General features: G+C 67.5%; 11 protein-coding genes. 3 read left to right on the top strand and 8 right to left on the bottom strand.

Going from position 1 to position 13,754, the window contains the following annotated elements; all coding sequences use genetic code 11:
* Nucleotides 1–162: 162 nt before the first annotated feature.
* The 6 genes from E3T42_RS14555 to E3T42_RS14530 form a co-directional block, all read right to left on the bottom strand.
* Nucleotides 163–1,947, bottom strand: a complete 1,785-nt coding sequence (locus E3T42_RS14555; protein WP_134366823.1) for an ATP-binding protein — start codon at nt 1,945–1,947, stop codon at nt 163–165.
* A gap of 256 nt (nt 1,948–2,203) precedes the next feature.
* The gene (locus tag E3T42_RS14550) at nt 2,204–3,013 is read right to left on the bottom strand and encodes an FAD:protein FMN transferase (protein WP_241976192.1); all 810 of its coding nucleotides are present in this window, start codon (nt 3,011–3,013) and stop codon (nt 2,204–2,206) included.
* Between the two features lie 13 nt (nt 3,014–3,026).
* A complete protein-coding gene (locus E3T42_RS14545) occupies nt 3,027–3,506 on the bottom strand; it encodes an FMN-binding protein (protein ID WP_134366853.1) in 480 nt (159 codons plus the stop codon).
* Entirely contained in the window at nt 3,506–4,246 is a 741-nt protein-coding gene (locus E3T42_RS14540; RefSeq protein WP_134366822.1) for a hypothetical protein, read from the bottom strand. The genes E3T42_RS14545 and E3T42_RS14540 overlap by 1 nt, the downstream gene beginning before the upstream one ends.
* Complete coding sequence (locus tag E3T42_RS14535; RefSeq protein WP_166805338.1) at nt 4,225–4,917, bottom strand: ferric reductase-like transmembrane domain-containing protein; 693 nt, start codon at nt 4,915–4,917, stop codon at nt 4,225–4,227. Before E3T42_RS14535 ends, E3T42_RS14540 begins: the two co-directional genes overlap by 22 nt.
* A 475-nt stretch (nt 4,918–5,392) precedes the next feature.
* Entirely contained in the window at nt 5,393–6,259 is an 867-nt protein-coding gene (locus tag E3T42_RS14530) for an MBL fold metallo-hydrolase (protein WP_134403226.1), read from the bottom strand.
* Between the two features lie 193 nt (nt 6,260–6,452).
* Here E3T42_RS14530 and E3T42_RS14525 point away from each other — a divergent pair, with 193 nt between their 5' ends.
* Together E3T42_RS14525 and E3T42_RS14520 are read left to right on the top strand one after the other, a co-directional pair.
* On the top strand, nt 6,453–7,862 hold the full coding sequence (locus E3T42_RS14525; protein WP_134366819.1) for an aldehyde dehydrogenase family protein: 1,410 nt from the start codon (nt 6,453–6,455) through the stop codon (nt 7,860–7,862).
* A gap of 139 nt (nt 7,863–8,001) precedes the next feature.
* Entirely contained in the window at nt 8,002–10,929 is a 2,928-nt protein-coding gene (locus E3T42_RS14520) for a bifunctional diguanylate cyclase/phosphodiesterase (RefSeq protein ID WP_134403225.1), read from the top strand.
* 62 nt (nt 10,930–10,991) lie between these two features.
* Here the strand turns inward: E3T42_RS14520 and E3T42_RS14515 are convergent, their stop codons facing one another.
* Nucleotides 10,992–11,750, bottom strand: coding sequence for an SDR family NAD(P)-dependent oxidoreductase (locus tag E3T42_RS14515; protein WP_134366817.1), 759 nt, complete (start codon nt 11,748–11,750; stop codon nt 10,992–10,994).
* Between the two features lie 76 nt (nt 11,751–11,826).
* Nucleotides 11,827–12,654: a shikimate 5-dehydrogenase gene (locus E3T42_RS14510; protein ID WP_134366816.1), complete on the bottom strand. Its 828-nt coding sequence runs from the start codon at nt 12,652–12,654 to the stop codon at nt 11,827–11,829.
* A 96-nt stretch (nt 12,655–12,750) separates the two neighbouring features.
* On the opposite strand from E3T42_RS14510, the gene E3T42_RS14505 reads away from it, so the two are divergent.
* A complete protein-coding gene (locus E3T42_RS14505; RefSeq protein WP_134403224.1) occupies nt 12,751–13,752 on the top strand; it encodes a CapA family protein in 1,002 nt (333 codons plus the stop codon).
* The last annotated feature ends 2 nt before the right edge of the window (nt 13,753–13,754 follow it).

Genomic DNA, 13,754 nt, shown 5'->3' with positions numbered 1-13,754 from the left:
CTGTCATCACTGCGTTCGTCAAGGGGAACTCCTTCCCCGCCCTCTACAACACTATTCGGGACGATCCCGGTGCCTTGTCCAAGGTTGACAGAGAGGGCTGCGGCCCTTTTCGCGGAATGTCGAGACACGATGTATCTGTTGGGTTATTGAATATTTCGTGACCTAATCCTCGCCTATTTCCAGGTCCAGCTGGGTCGCCGGCTCCCGAGAAAGACCCGTATTCTTCCGACCTTTAACTCGGGCCGGGAACTTCGCGCCTGGTCCATAGCGGACTGCAGTTCCGCTCTTCGCCTTCGTTGTGCGGACGAGGATCTCACGGCCGACGAGATCCTGAATCACGTTTCGCGCGTTAAAGACGTCGAGATCGAACATGCGCTGGATCGTGGCGTTGTTGATGGAACCGTACTCGTGAAGATGGGCGATGATCTTCTGATCACGGTCGCTTCGTCCCCGCGGCTGGTAGCCGAGCGCGGATCCGAGCCCTGCCAACGCACTCGCTCGCAGCCGGTAGTCGGGGTTGCTTCTGGTGACGGTGCGTGGCGTCGGCTCGATGAGCTCTGCCTCGCCGTTCGCCAAACGTTGAAGCTCTGCTTGTGTCACGCCGATATCCCTTTGAATCATTGGGGCGACTTCCAACGCAGTCACAGTGCGCTTGGCGGTGAGCATCGAGACGACGACCAGTGCGTTGGTGTCGTTCTGCACGCCGGGCGGAAGCGTGGAGAAGAATTTCGCGACACGTGCGTTGGGGCTGCCGCCGCTGAAAGTAACCGATGTCTCAGGGTCATCGCCGTCAAAGACTTCGATCGTTGGTGCTTTCTTGCCGCTCCGAATCATTTCCCGATACATGCGGTCGACACCCTGGCCCCACTTCTCGGCCAACCCGAGCCCTCTCATCGTGTCAGCCAGCAATGGGAAGCGGGGTTTCGTGGGGTGTGTGAGGATGTTGGACGGCGTCACACCGGAGACGAGGGGCCCCGGCGAGCGGACTTCCAGCGATTGGTCGGAATGCTCGATTGTGATCGGTCGATTAAGCCGATGGTCGCCGTGCATCACTGCATTTGCGACTGCCTCACGAACCGCCTCGAGTGGGTAGTCCTGAATCTGAATTTGTTGGCCCGAAGCGAGGTTGATCGGTGTCGTCTGTACGCGCGCTTCGATGACTCCTAGGACATCGACTAGCGCCGTGAGTAGCGGGCCTGTCCAGCGTCGCCCGGCATTGACTTCTCCTCCCATGTTTTCCCGATGCTGATACACGAGAACCTCCACCGTCGGGTTCGTGTCGCTGTGACAAAGGAGTATCGAAGCGGTGCGAGTGAGGGTGCCATTGCTGGTGATTAATCCCAAAGTGGCGAGGATGAACTCAGTGTCGGCATCCGCGATCGCTCTGCGAGTCTCATCTGGAAGCTGACGCAGCAGCGCTTTCACTCTCAGTATGGCGTCCGGGTCGATGTCCTGAACTGGGCGCCCTGTGTCTTGGGCGCTCCAATCGCCTCCCTGACGCTCTTGGTGGAGGCGGCTAATCTCGGCAGTCGTCATCGGGATGCATTCGTCATTGAATCTCCGGGACGGAACCTTGCCGCGTGAAACATACACATCGAGACCTTCCTGAACGGTAATCTCCAGGAGACGTTTGCCCTCAAATTCAAACTCAGCAACAACTGCATCGAGACTCGGTGCGGTGACCTCACGAATCCTTTTGCGCAAAGCCAATGCGTCGAGACTCGTGCCTTCAATTGCATCTGGGCCCTCGATGCGATCACGAACCCCCAGAATCACCGATCCCCCTCCGGCATTAGCGAAGCAGACCACGGCGTCCGCAATGTTGTTGCTGGTGTCCGAGATTGAATTGTCTTGACGTTTGAAGTCGAGCGTTACACTTTCGCGCTTGTCGGCGACAGCCGAGCCTGAATGAATTGCCCGGAGTGCGGCAGATATCTCGTCGTTCATTGATCGGTCCTTTGATAGTTCTGCAAGTCTTGCACTTAAATCAAAGAAGAATCAATCGAATCTCGCCGCCAAAGACGGGACCGGCACGAAGCCCACTGAGCATACTGCCTCCGAGCAGGTCGCGGCTCCGTGCGCAGGACTTCCTATCGCGGACGTTGGCTCTCACGTTCGCGTCGGCGTTAATGGCGAGATTGGCCGCCGAGCGCCGGAGGTCATGCGGAGTGATCAGCGGGAGGCGGGTCGATCGCCTGAGCCCTCATGACTGCGTTGACGAACCAGCCGCCGATGCTGTGGGAATGCTGCTGGGGGTGCCGTCGGGATCGCGGGCGATGAGCGCGCGGAAGGCCGGGTTCGCCAGCAGGGCGCCGTCGGCGAGTTGCACGAGCACGGCGATGCGGAATCTGTCGGTGACGTGATCCAGCGTCGGCCGTCCGCCCGCGATGATCGCTGTGGCCAGGACATCCGCGGTCACGATGTCCCCGGCGATGACGGTGGCCTGGAGGAAGGATCGGTCGGTGTCTGGTCGCCGCCAGATGTGGTTGCCGCGTTCGGCCGAACCCGACGTCGCCGCGGCCGGCCAGTCGGGAGTGAGGCCCACGCTGGTCAGCAGCCTGGTCCGGTCGGCCGCATCGGTGATCCCGGTGATCCAGGTGCCTTCCGCGGGCACGCCTCCGGTCAGGATGTCGCCACCCGCGTTGATGGAGAAGACCCGGTGTCCGTGGCGCTCGAGGACCAGGCCGGCCTGCTCCACCGCGACACCCTTGATCAGGCCCGATAGATCGAGCACGCCGTCTGGCCGGTGCGGGGTGAAGGCCCCGTTTGTGCGCTCCCGCCAGCCCAGGGCATCCGTGTAGGCGCCGCGCATTTCCGGGCCGGCGTGGGAGAGCGGCAGCACGCCTGCGACGATCAGCGACAGTTCCGACTCCGGGGCGTAGAGGCTGAACCGTTGGTCGAGGTCGTCGAAAACCCGGTGGACATCGGCCAGGGCGCCGGCGCTGGCACCGGCATCCGTTGCCAGACGGATGCTGACCACGGTGCCCATGGTCTCGAACGTGTGCACGCCCATCGGGTTGCCCCGGCTATCCCGTGAATCCCGCGGCATCGAGCGCCGATTGCACCGAACCGAGATAGCCCTGGGACGTGTAGGTCGCCCCGCTGACGTTGCTCACGGCAGCCGACTGCGCCGCCAGCACCTCCTCCCGCAGGATCGGCGCCGCCCGTGCACTGATCTCCACCGAGGTCTCACTCGTGTCGGTGAGTTTCAGGGCGACGACATCCGTGATCACACCGTCCGTGAAGACGACCCGCACCTGCACCGTTCCGTACTTGGTCTCGATCAGCTGGCCGTCGTAGGCCGTGGCAAGCGGCACCGCCTCGGTGGGCGACGGAACCGCACTCGGCCCGGAATCCGATGGGGGCGAGGTTGGTGTCGTGGTCGGGAGCCGCGTCGAGGGGGCGACGGGTACGTCATCCGTGAACCTGTTCGAACCTGCCAGCCAGCCCACGACCAGCACGGCGACGGAGCCCACCCCGACGATGGCGGTGCTCAAGCGTCGCATCACCAGTCGAACCGTTCGGCATGGATGCGGTGTGCGGGAATACCGGCCTCGCGCGCATCGCGGATCACGAGTTCGGCCCACGGCTTCGGGCCACAGACGAAGAGGTCGACATCGGGGATGTCGGGCGCGAGAGTCGAAATAGTCTGGCCCGCAGCGAACACGGCCGACGGCAGCCAGGTATGACCTTCGTGGGGTGGCAAACCCACGAGCACCTCGAGGCGGGCGCCGACACGGCCACAGATCTCTTCGACCTCCCGCCTCAGGTACACGTGTTCAGGGTCGTCGCCGCGAAGGATCACGGTGAGCGCCCCGGCTGGCGTGTCGATGTCCTCCAGGAGGGCTCGGATCGGGGTGATTCCAATTCCCCCGCCGATCAGCACCGCCCTGCCGGTGGTGCGGGCCGAGGCGGTGAACAGGCCGTACGGTCCCTCGAAGAAGACCCGGGTTCCCGGCTGCACGCCGAGAAGGCGGTGACTCCCGTTGCCCAGATTGCGCACGGTGATCCGCAGGCTTCGGCCGTCGGGAGCCGCCGACAGTGAATACGGATGCGCCTCCAGGCGAAGCCCGGGCGACCAGAACCGCCAGCTGAAGAACTGAACGCCGTGCGCGGCCAACCGGTCCAGGTCGTGACCCGTCATCACGATGGACGCTACGCCGGAAGCCTCGGCGCGCACCTCTGACACCCGCAGCCGGTGGTGCAGGTTGCGAACGAGGGGGATCAGGAACCGGAACACTGCCACGGCGGCCAGGGTGCCGACATACAGGGACAGCCAGTACCAGCGCGCCCACGTTCCGACCGCGAAAAGCTCGCCCTGACCGAACTGATGGGGAGCGCGAGCAGCACGGCGGCATAGACCAGGAGATGCACCAGGTACCAGGCCAGGTACGGCAGCTTGTGCCGCACGATCACGAGGGAGGTCACGACAACGAGCACGAAGAGGACGAGGGCGATGAAGGCCTGCGGCATGTCCGGCATGGACGTGATCATGGCGATTGCCTCGGCCACGGGGTTGCGCCCCAGCGCGAGGCCGTAGCTGATGAGCAGCAGAACCATGTGGGCGAGAATCAGATACAGCACAGGTTTGCCGAGCCGTCGATGGGCCGCGAGGGCACGGTCGTAGCCGATCGCCCCGTCGATGACCGGCAACCGGGCGGCCAGCAGGAGCATGACGAGCAGGAGATTGCTTCCGACCAGGCCGGCCACTATCCCTATTCCCGTGGTGACGTCCCGGATATTCGTGAAGTATGTCCAGCCCCCGTCGGACAGGAAGAGAGCCAGCACCACGGCCATCGAGAACCAGGCCAGACCTTCAAGCGCGTCCGCCCGGCGTTGACGCCACAAGAATCGCCGCGCGGGCGGTTCGGCGGTCTGCGCGACGGAATGGACACCAACACCGTTGGGCCGAGTCACGTCGCTCCCCTTCATCTCACCGAATGGCTCTCAATGTAGTCGGTTCCGCGCCTGCGCGCGGGTGAGAGCCGAGGGTACCCCGGAGATCGTCGACGCTGTCTTTCTGCGATGAGTCACGCCGAGTTCGACCGTTCCGGTCGAGCCGGACACTTGAGCCGGTCGAACTCGACCGGAACTGTCGAACTCGGTGCGAGACGCGGGCCGGGTGCGGGGGCCGGTCGGCGCCGCGCCTCGCGGCCGGCCGCGGTAATCCGGCGCCGGGCGTGAGGAGCCCGCATTGCCCCGGTGCGGCGAGGTCCCACGAACCAGCTCACTGACTAACCAATTCGACGGAGATTTTGCCGAAATCGGGCTGTTTTGGCCCAAAACAGGCTGTTTAGAGCAAGATCTCCGTCGAATTCGTTCCCCGTCGGGAGGGACTGGGGCCCCCGGGAGCGCGGCCGGGGCGGGGGCGGTCCGGAGGCGCCGGGAACCTTCACTGGTCCGGTTCGGGCACCAGCGGCGGCGCGGGCACCAGCGCGGGCACCGGCACCGGCACCGGCTCCGCGCCGCGAAGGTAGGCCAGCTGCGCGTGAACCGAGGCCTCGGCGGCGAAGCGGACGGCAGCATCCGTGTGGGCGTAGACGCGATCGGTGACCAGCGCGACCGTCGCGTCGGGCCCCAGCTCGGCCAGAGCACGGCGAACCTCGGCCAGGCGCTGGTGGCGGTGCGCGAGATAGGCGTCGCAGACCGCCTCGAGGTTCGGCAGCACCGGCCCGTGGGCGGGGAGCACCGTGGCGGGCCCGAGCGCCCGCAGGGCGGTGAGCGAACGCAGGTAACCCTCGAGCGTGCCGTCGGGAGCGATGATCGTCGTTCCCCGCCCGAGGATCGTGTCCCCGGTGAGCACCGACCCGTGCGGTCCATCATCGGGCAACTGGAAACACGCCGAATCCGCGGTGTGCCCCGGCGTGGCGATGACACGGATGCGCGTTCCCCCGGCCTCGATCACCTCTCCGTCGGTCAGCGGTCCGGCACGGACACAGAACGCCGGGTCGAGGGCCCGCACCGGCGCACCGGTGAGCCGAGCGAACCGTGCGCTCGCCGCGCTGTGGTCCGCATGGCGATGCGTGATCAGCACCAGGGCAACCGAACCCGTTGCCGCGAGCGCAGCCAGGTGGGCGTCGTCGAGCGGTCCGGGGTCGACCACCACAGCCGAGGCGGAACGGGGCGCGGCGATGAGGTAGCTGTTGGTGCCGTCGAGGGTCATCGGTCCGGGGTTGGGCGCGAGCAGCTTCCGGGTGAGCGGGCTGCTGCGCTGAATGCTCCGCTCGATGCCGACCGGCGGGTGTGCGTCGTTGCCCATGCCGGGAAGCCTAGCGGCCCCGGGGTCGCCGCCACCGCGCGGCGGCGCACGGCACACGGATGCCGCTCTCACTGCGCACGGCAAGCGGATGCCGGTCCTGCGCCCGGCAACAACCGCACTGCGCGCTGGAACAAACGGGCCCGGCATCCGCTGGATAGGTTCAGAGAACTAACGGACTCAAAGTGGAGGACCCATGGACACCTACGACAATCTCCTTGCGACGATCACGCCGGCATCGGGACCGACGAGAGAAATTTTCGATCCCGCAACGGGTGCGGTGGTGGGCCTGGCCCCCGTGGACACCGCCGAGGACCTCGACCGCGCGGTCACCGCCGCCGGTGCGGCTCAGCCTGCCTGGGCTGCCCTGGGTCACGCGGCCCGCAGCGAGGTGCTGAACCGCGTTGCCGATGCCATCGACGCCGCGGCAGAGCCGCTCGCCGAGCTGCTCTCCCGGGAACAGGGCAAGCCGCTGAACGGGCCGAACGCCCGCTTCGAGGTCGGCGCGTCATCCGCCTGGCTGCGCGCCACCGCGGCGACGCCGCTCGAGGCCGAGGTCGTCGTCGATGACGGCCAGGTTCACGCCGAGGTGCACTACCGCCCGATCGGCGTCGTCGGCGCGATCGGCCCCTGGAACTGGCCCATGATGATCGCGGTCTGGCAGATCGCTCCGGCGCTGCGGATGGGCAACGCCGTCGTGGTCAAGCCCTCCGAATATACCCCGCTCAGCGTGCTCGCCCTCGTCGCGGTGATGAACCAGGTGCTGCCGGCCGGCCTGCTGAGCGTGGTATCGGGCGACCGCGAGATCGGCGCGCGACTGTCGACCCACCCCGACATCGGCAAGGTGATGTTCACCGGCTCGACCGCAACCGGCAAGGCGATCATCCGCAGCTCCGCCGACACGATCAAGCGCCTCACCCTGGAGCTCGGCGGCAACGACGCCGGCATCGTGCTGCCCGACGTCGACCCGAAGGCCATCGCCCAGAACCTGTTCTGGGGCGCCTTCATCAACACCGGTCAGACCTGTGCCGCGCTCAAGCGCCTCTACGTGCACGACGACGTCTACGACGCGGTCTGCGAGGAGCTCACCGCTGTCGCCGCGGCCATGCCGATGGGCAACGGGCTCGACGAGAAGAACGTCCTCGGCCCGCTGCAGAACCAGGCGCAGTTCGACATCGTGTCCCGTCTGGTCGAGTCGGCGAAAGAGTCCGGCGCCCGCGTGCTCATCGGCGGAAACCCCGACCTCGACCAGCCCGGCTACTTCTACCCGACCACCCTCATCGCCGACATCGACGGCGCCAATCCGCTCGTCATCGAGGAGCAGTTCGGGCCGGCGCTGCCGATCATCCGTTACACCGACCTTGACGCGGTGATCCGGGAGGCGAACAGCGTTGACGTCGGGCTCGGCGGCTCCGTGTGGTCGGCCGACCTCGACAAGGCCCGCGAAGTCGCGGCGCGCCTCGAGACCGGCACCGTCTGGATCAACGGCCACGGCGGAGTGCACCCGATGGTTCCGTTCGGCGGCTCCAAGCAGTCCGGTTACGGCCTGGAATTCGGCGTGGACGGACTCAAAGCGCTCGGGGTGCCCCAGGTCATCAACGGCTGACCAAGCCCGACGGCTGACCAGCCGCCACGGCCTAGAATCGCCGTTCACCACGCGAGTGCGGTGAACGGCGATTTTTCGTGGCGTCGCGGCCGACCCCGCGCGAAATCCCGTCGATAATGAACTGGTGGGGTGGAGGACTATGGATGGCGAATCGCGGGAGACCGCGAGCACGACGATCAGCCTGCTCCTGCGCCACGTGCGCCGGCTCGGCGGGGAGGAAGCCGTCGCTGAAGTGCTCGCGCGGGCGGGCGTGCATCAGGATGCGGCCCTTCTTGAGAACCCGTCCACGTGGGTCGGCTACGACACCCGCATCCGCCTGTTCGAGGCGGCGACGGCCGTGCTCGACGATCCGAACACGATGTTCACGGTGGGCGCCGGGTCGGTGATCGGCGACATTCAGCCCGTGCTCGTGCAGTTGCTGAGCGTGTTCGCCTCGCCGGGCGCCATCTATCGCCAGATGCCGCGAATGGTGCCGAAGTTCACCACCACGTCCACGATGGATGCCATCAAGGTCGCCAAGACCACGGCGACGGTGGGTTACCGGCTCCACGAGGGCTATCGGCCCTCCAGACTGGACTGCCAATATGCTCAGGGACTGTTCTCGTCCGTTCCCGCCATCTTCGGTCTCGCACCCGCTCGGGTCAGTCACCCTCGGTGCCAGTCGGACGGTTACCCGGAGTGCGAATACGAGCTGACCTGGTCAATGCGGGAACACTGGTGGTCCCGGCGTGCCAGGAACCGGTTCGTCGACGCGTCTCTCACCGTCCTGCGCGACAAGGTCAGGGAGGTGCAGCTGGCCGCCGCGGACCTCGTCAGCAGCGACGACCTCGACGAGATGCTTGCCCGGATCGTCGACCGCGCCGGCTCAGCCGTGCTCGCGCCGGGCTACCTGCTCATCGTGGAACCCGACGGGGGCGGCGCCCCGCTGGTGCGCCACCGAGGGGTCACTGAGGCCCGTGCCGACGATCTGGTCGAACGGATGCTGCGCGGCGAGCAGTTGGGCGAGCGCGCGCTGGTCGTCGACATCGCCTCGAATCGCAGGATCCACGGCCACCTGGCCGCCCTGTTCCCCGTGGGACACACCGCGATGGTCGGCGACCGGGCCCTGCTCGAGGCGTACGCCGGACACGCCGCGGCCGCCCTCGACCTGTTCACCGCGCTGGAGGAGTCCCGTCGCGGAGGGCTGCGCACGGCCGCGCTGCTCAGTCTCGCGCACGAGCTGGCGACCAGCGACAGCGTCGAGGGGGTCGCGGATGTCGTCGCGGAGTCACTGCCGACGATCGTCGGCAGTGACTCCGCGGCGGTCCTGCTCTGGGACGCCGACCTCGGTGAGCTTCGCCCGGTCGCATCCACCGGGCTCGGAACCCCCCAGCGCGAACAGTTCCTGCAGACGACGATTTCGGTCGACCAGACGCCGGAATTGATCGGACTGCTCACCCGGCAGGAGCTCGTTCTGATCACCGCGGACGGGGCCAGCCCCGCCTTGGGCGACCTGGTCCGCTCGGTCGGTGTGCACAGCCTGGTGGCGGTGCCGCTCCTCGCCGGGGATGTGCTGATGGGCGTCGCCACGGTCAGCTGGCGCGGCGCGGTCGGGGAAGCGGTTCTGGTCGATGCCATGGCCCGGATCGAGGGTGTCAGCCACCAGGGGGCCACGGCCATGCAGAAGGCCAGGCTGCTCGCCACGGTTCGTTACCAGTCGCAGCATGACGCCTTGACCGGCCTGCCCAACCGGGTCCTGTTCGCGGCCCGACTCGACACCGCACTGTCGGAATGCCGGGACGGGTCCACCTCGGCCGTTCTGTTCTGCGACCTCGACAACTTCAAACGCGTCAACGACCGCCTGGGCCACCAGGTCGGCGACGAATTGCTGCGGCAGGTCGCGGCGCGATTGCGCGCGGAGGTGCGCGGCGGCGACGTGATCGGACGGCTCGGCGGTGACGAGTTCGCGGTGCTGGTCACCGAGCTGGAGGGCGAGGCGGCGGCCATCGAGCTGGCCCGCCGGACAGTCGATTGCCTGAACCATCCCTTCCACCTGGCCGGCCAGGACCTGCGTATCTCCGCCAGTGTGGGCGTGGCCGTCCACACGGGACCGGGAGGCCACGGCGAGCACCTGCTCGACGAAGCCGACGGCGCCATGTACACGGCCAAAAGAACCGGACGCAACCAGATCGCCGTTGCGGGCCGCCAGGAGGAGCCGGGGGCCACCGGCCCATCACTGCCGCTGGAGCTGGCGTGTGCCCTGGACGAGAACCAGATGAGGCTGCACTTCCAGCCGGTCGTCGACATCTCCCGTGCGGGGGAGGAGCGCGTGGTCGGCGCGGAGGCCCTCATCCGCTGGGAGCACCCCCGGCTGGGTCTTCTGGCTCCGGCTGCGTTCCTGCCTCTGGCTCAGGAGATGGGCCTGCTGCCCGAACTGGACCTGTGGGTGGTCGGAGCCGCCTGTGCTGCGGTCGCCGACTGGCCGCGGCCGGCAGTGCGGCCATACGGCGTCGCAGTCAACCTCGACGCGGCCACGCTGCTCGACCGGAGACTGGTTCCGACGGTTCGAGCCGCACTCAACCGACATGCCCTCGCCCCGGAGCGGCTCATTCTGGAGGTTGTGGAGAGCAGCGCTCTCATCGACCTCCCCGGCATCGTCGAACGGCTAGTGGAGTTGCGCCGTCTGGGCATCCATATTTCACTCGACGACTTCGGAACGGGTTTCTCGACCCTCGCCTGGCTCAACACCCTGCCGGTCGACCAAATCAAGATCGACCGCAGCTTCATCATGAATCTGCCTGACGCCGCCTCCGTGCCGCTCGTGCAGGGAATCCTCGCGCTCGCGTTGAAGCTCGGCGTCGAGGTGGTCGCCGAGGGCGTGGAGACCCGCGACCAGCTCGAGATTCTGCGGGCCAGCGGATGCGTGCTGGCCCAGGGCTACCTGCTGGGGCGCCCGAGCGCGACCTTCGATCCGCTGGCCGGGCGGCCTCTGACGGCGCCCGGGGCGGCGGCCGGGCGGCGGCCCCTCACCAATTCGACGGAGATTTTGCCCGAACCCAGCCCGAACAGCCCGAATCCGGTTTTTTAGAGCCGAATCTCCGTCGAATTGGTTCGTCGAGGCCGGTCAGGGGCCGGCGCGGGAACGCTCGGCTAGATGGCGGCCCAGCCGCCGTCGACGGGCAGGATCACGCCGTTGACGTTGCTGGCGTCGCTGCTCGCGAGCCAGGTGATCGAGGCCGCAAGCTCCTCCGCCTTGGCGAAGGTGGGGATGATCGCCATCAGCGGCCCGAGGCGCTCCTGCGCCCAGGCGGACTTGAACGGCGCCTCGATGTTGGTCTTCACGGCGCCCGGGGCGACGGCGTTCGCCCGGATGCCCTTCGGCCCGTAGACCACCGCGACGCTCTTGGTCAGCCCGTTGAGGGCGTGCTTGGAGGCGGCGTAGGCGACCCCCGACGCGGATGCCCGCAGGCTGGCCTCCGAGGACACGTTCACGATCGCGCCGTGTTCGGCCTCGATCATGCCCGGCAGCACCGCGCGGGTGAGCCGCATGACCGAGGTGAGGTTCACCGCGAACACGCGCTCCCAGGTGGCGTCGTCGATCTCGGCCAGCGGGAGGAACGCATCCATGATGCCGGCCACGTTCGCGAGCACGTCCACCGTGCCGCCCGCGGCCGTGACCAGGGCCTGAGCCGTGTCCTCCAGGCTCACATCACCGACGAGGGTCGTGATGTCGAGGTCGGGGAAGTCCGCGGTCAACTGGTCCAGGCGGTCCGCCACCACGTCGGTGGCGATGACCCTGGCGCCCTCGCGGGCGAAACGGATGGCCGTGGCGCGCCCGATTCCGGACCCGGCCCCGGTCACGATCGCGGTCTGGCCCTGGAAGCGGTTCGGGATGAATTCGATACTCATGGAATGCTCCTCATCGAACAACTGGCCGCCCGAATGCGGCCCTATCCACTGTCTAGCACTCGCTCCCCGCCGCGGGCTATCGGCTCCGTGAGAATTCGGAGGCCGCGACGATCTGCTCCGGGGTCGGACGAACCCCGGTGTATCGCTCGAACTGCTCCGCAGCTTGCAGCGCGATGAGCTCTGCGCCCGTGATGACGACCTTCCCGGCCGCCCGGGCGGCGCGGATCAGCGGAGTCTCGGCCGGCAGGGCGACGACGTCGAACACCGTGGTCGCGGCGGCGATGGCCGCGTCCGAGTAGGCCGAGTCATTCGACTCCGCCCCTCCGGCCATCCCGATCGGGGTCACGTTGACGATCAGCGGGGCGGTCAGCCCGGTCGGCTCGGCCACCCACCGAAATCCGAGCTCGTCGGCGAGGGCGCGCCCCTTGCTCTCGTTCCGGGCGATCAGGGTGCCCTGCTCGAAGCCGGAATCGCGGAACGCCGCCGCGACCGCCTTGGCCATCCCGCCACTGCCGCGGAGCAGGAACGGCGTGGCGGGGTCGATACCGCGCGCGCGAATCAGCTCGGCCGCGGCGATGTAGTCGGTGTTCGAGGCCCGCAGGCAGCCCTCGTCGTTCACGATCGTGTTGATCGACCGGATGGCGGTCGCGGACGCGTCCATCTCGTCGACCAGCGCGATGACGTCCTCTTTGAACGGCATCGACACGGAGCACCCACGGATGCCCAGCGCCCGCACCCCGCCGATGGCCGTGGCGATGTCCGTGGTCGTGAACGCCTTGTAGATGAAGTCGAGGCCCAACTCCGCGTAGAGGTAGTTGTGGAAGCGCGTGCCGAGGTTGCTCGGCCGGGCAGCGAGGGAGATGCAGAGGCGGGTGTCTTTGTTCAACGCTGGTTTCAGGGGCATGGGTCAAGGCTACGCGGCGGGGTGACCGGAGCCGGTGTCGCCCCGAAGGTCGCGGGGAAGGGCGCGAGGGTTCCCCGGGCGACCTACACTGCCGGAATGAGAATCGCTTTCCTCGGAGACGTGATGCTCGGTCGGCTCGTCAACGAGCATCTGGCCGAGTCGGCCGACCCGGCCTTCCCGTGGGGCGACACCCTGCCGGTCCTGGCCGACGCCGACCTGCGGATCGGCAACCTGGAGTGCGTGCTCTCGGATGACGGCACGCCGTGGCCGGGGAAGGTGTTCCACTTCCGCTCCGCTACCCGGAACGCCGGATGCCTGACGGCCGCGGGCATCGACATCGTCTCCCTGGCCAACAACCATGTGCTCGACTACGGCACGGGCGCGCTCGAAGACATGCTCGGGACGCTCGACCGGTATCGGATCGGGCGTGCCGGCGCCGGTCGCGACGAGGACGAGGCCCGGCGGCCGGCCTACTGGCGAAACGACGAGGCCACGGTGGGGTTCATCGCGGTGACGGACAACGAACCGGGGTGGGTAGCCGGCCCGGGGCATCCGGGTGTGCACTACGTTCCGGTCGACCTGCCGGATGCCCGCGTCGACGACCTCCTCCGGCTCGTGCGGCAGATCAGCGGCCGGGTGGACCTCCTGATCGTCTCCGCCCACTGGGGCGGCAACTGGGGTCGCTCGGTCCCGGCCGAGCACCGGGTGTTCGCGCACGCGATGATCGATGCCGGCGCCGGAGTCGTCTACGGGCATTCGCCGCACATCGTGCGGGCGGTCGAGGTCTACCGCAGTCGGCCGATCATCTACAGCGCGGGCGATTTCGTGGACGACTACGCGGTCGACCCCGTGGAACGCAACGATCAGACCTTCGTTTTCGTGCTCGAGACGAGCGGCGCGGTACCGCGCGCACTGCGGCTGTATCCGACCCGGATCGTCGGTTTCCAGGCCCGGCTCGCCGGCGCGGAGGCGCGGCCGATCGCCCGGCGACTGGAGCAGCTGAACGCCGCGCTCGGCACGCCCGCTCAGTGGCTGGAGTCCGAGAGCTGCCTGCTCATCCGGTTCGACGGGGCAGCCTGGGCGAATGAGGTCGACTGAGA

Source organism: Cryobacterium sp. TMT4-10, assembly GCF_004403275.1.
In the GTDB taxonomy this organism is placed as follows: Bacteria; Actinomycetota; Actinomycetes; order Actinomycetales; family Microbacteriaceae; genus Cryobacterium; species Cryobacterium shii.
Note: the sequence above shows the minus strand (reverse complement) of the source record. Positions and strands in the feature narration are given on the sequence as shown.